This window comes from Clostridium sp. AF02-29, assembly GCF_934835585.1.
Lineage (GTDB): Bacteria > Bacillota > Clostridia > Lachnospirales > Lachnospiraceae > Otoolea > Otoolea fessa.
Genome location: NZ_CAKVZK010000074.1, coordinates 1 through 2,001, shown reverse-complemented (window position 1 = coordinate 2,001; position 2,001 = coordinate 1). Strand labels below are relative to the sequence as shown.

The following is a 2,001-nucleotide window of genomic DNA, read 5'->3' as shown; positions in this document are numbered from 1 at the left end:
ATCGGTATGGGAGCGGCTATTTTTACCGGTGAATATGACATTGCGCAGATTATGTTAAAAACCGGTTTCGGCGTTGTCGGACTTCTCATTATTGTATTTTCCACGGTTACAACAACCTTCCTGGATGCCTATTCCGCAGGAGTTTCTAGTGTTTCCATTTCCTCAAAGATTCAGGAAAAATGGGCGGCAATTGTTGTTACTGTGATTGGAACTGTCGCAGCAATCGTTTATCCGATGGATAACATTACAAACTTTTTATATCTGATCGGTTCTGTTTTTGCTCCGATGATCGCAGTGCAGATCGCAGATTACTTCATTTTAAAGAAAGCAGATGCCGGAAAATCTGCATTTCAGTGGCGTAATCTGATCGTATGGCTTGCCGGATTTGTGATTTACCGCATATTGATGCAGGTGGATACGCCGGTTGGAAATACGCTGCCGGATATGGTGGTCACAGTCATTCTCTGCCTGATTGTGGAAAAAGCTGCAGGGGCAGTAAAATCAAAATAGGAACTGTTGCAGTCTTATCATTCTTTTTTTAGAATGTGGTATGTGGCAGATTCTGGGAAAAGAGGACAAAATGAAAAAATTTAATTTAAAGAAATTGACAGTTACAGCAATCTTAGCAGCAGTAGCGGTGGTGGGAAGTTTATTTTCCTTCCCGGTATTCGGTTCAAAATGTGCACCGGTACAGCATCTGGTAAATATTTTATGCGCAGTTACCGTAGGACCGTGGTGGGCACTGGCACAGGCATTTATTGCGGCGCTGATCCGTAATCTGTTAGGACTGGGAAGCCCTCTGGCATTCCCGGGAAGCATGTGTGGTGCATTACTTGGCGGACTTCTCTATAAGTATGGGAAAAAACTTCCATTTGCCTATATTGGCGAAGTAGTTGGAACTGGAATTATTGGTGGAATGCTCTCTTATCCGGTGGCATATCTTGTCATGGGTAATAAAGCAGCGGCGTTATTCACATTTGTTGTTCCGTTTCTGATCAGCACCTGTGGAGGAACGATCATTGCCATTATTATTACACTGCCGTTGAAAAAATCAGGTATGCTTGGCAGAATGAAGGAAAGTTTAGAAGAGTAAGATAGAAATCAAAAATTTTGGATTATCATTTACCACGATCCGGCTGGATACCGTGGGTTTTTAAAGAAAATGTCGGAGGCTCTGCTATTGTTGGCGGAGCCTTTTTTAGTTTGCGCGCCATGGGCGCACTCTAACGGGTGCAAGTCCCGAACACGCCCAGATAGTGGGAAGTGTATAGCTGAACAGCAAATATCGGAGATTTAAGGCAGAAGAATTATCGGAAACTGACATTGCATGGATCTTTGATCAGGAGTATTTTGAGCATCCGCAGTGTCTGAAAATGTATAAATGGAAGCGGGGATCAAAATAAATTCCTGAAACTCAAACTACAGATATAATGAAAAATATGGAGGCAAGTGAAATGAATATTCGAAGAGCAAACGAAAAAGATATCCCAAGACTGATTGAATTATTAGAGCAGGTGCTTCAAATCCATGCAGATATAAGACCGGATATTTTTATTCCGGGGACGACAAAGTACACAGAGGATGAACTGAAAGAAATGTTAAAAGATGATACAAAGCCTGTTTATGTAGCTGCAGATGAGAATGACGTATGCTTAGGATATGCTTTCTGCCAGTTGAAACAGCAGCCATTCTCCAATAATATGGTGCCGTTTACATCGCTTTTTATCGATGATCTGTGCGTCGATGCAAAAATCAGAGGACAGCATGTAGGTGAGAGCCTGTTTGAATATGTAAAGGGCGAGGCGAAACGGTTAGGCTGTTATGAAGTGACATTAAATGTCTGGGCAGGAAATACCTCCGCGGAAAAATTCTATGAAAAAATGGGATTAAAAACCAAAGAGAGACAGATGGAATATATATTGTAGAAAATGAAAAATGGGAGATTCATATGTGTTTGCAGGAGATTAAAGATGAAATAATTGACGCTGGAAAAGAAAGTGT

3 protein-coding genes are annotated in these 2,001 nt (G+C 41.5%); all 3 read left to right on the top strand.

Going from position 1 to position 2,001, the window contains the following annotated elements:
* Positions 1-510, top strand: a 510-nt coding sequence (locus tag PUQ60_RS11420; RefSeq protein ID WP_273483025.1) for a cytosine permease, incomplete at its 5' end; no start/stop codon positions are given.
* Between the two features lie 70 nt (positions 511-580).
* Positions 581-1,093 (top strand): energy coupling factor transporter S component ThiW, encoded by a 513-nt coding sequence (gene thiW, locus PUQ60_RS11415; RefSeq protein WP_022113245.1) that lies wholly within the window; start codon positions 581-583, stop codon positions 1,091-1,093.
* 361 nt (positions 1,094-1,454) lie between these two features.
* Positions 1,455-1,925 (top strand): GNAT family N-acetyltransferase, encoded by a 471-nt coding sequence (locus PUQ60_RS11410; protein WP_173884960.1) that lies wholly within the window; start codon positions 1,455-1,457, stop codon positions 1,923-1,925.
* Positions 1,926-2,001 lie beyond the last annotated feature (76 nt).

Coding starts and splice junctions, on each gene's coding strand:
- thiW (WP_022113245.1), top strand. CDS start 581: ATGAAAAAATTTAATTTAAAGAAATTGACAGTTACAGCAATCTTAGCA.
- PUQ60_RS11410 (WP_173884960.1), top strand. CDS start 1,455: ATGAATATTCGAAGAGCAAACGAAAAAGATATCCCAAGACTGATTGAA.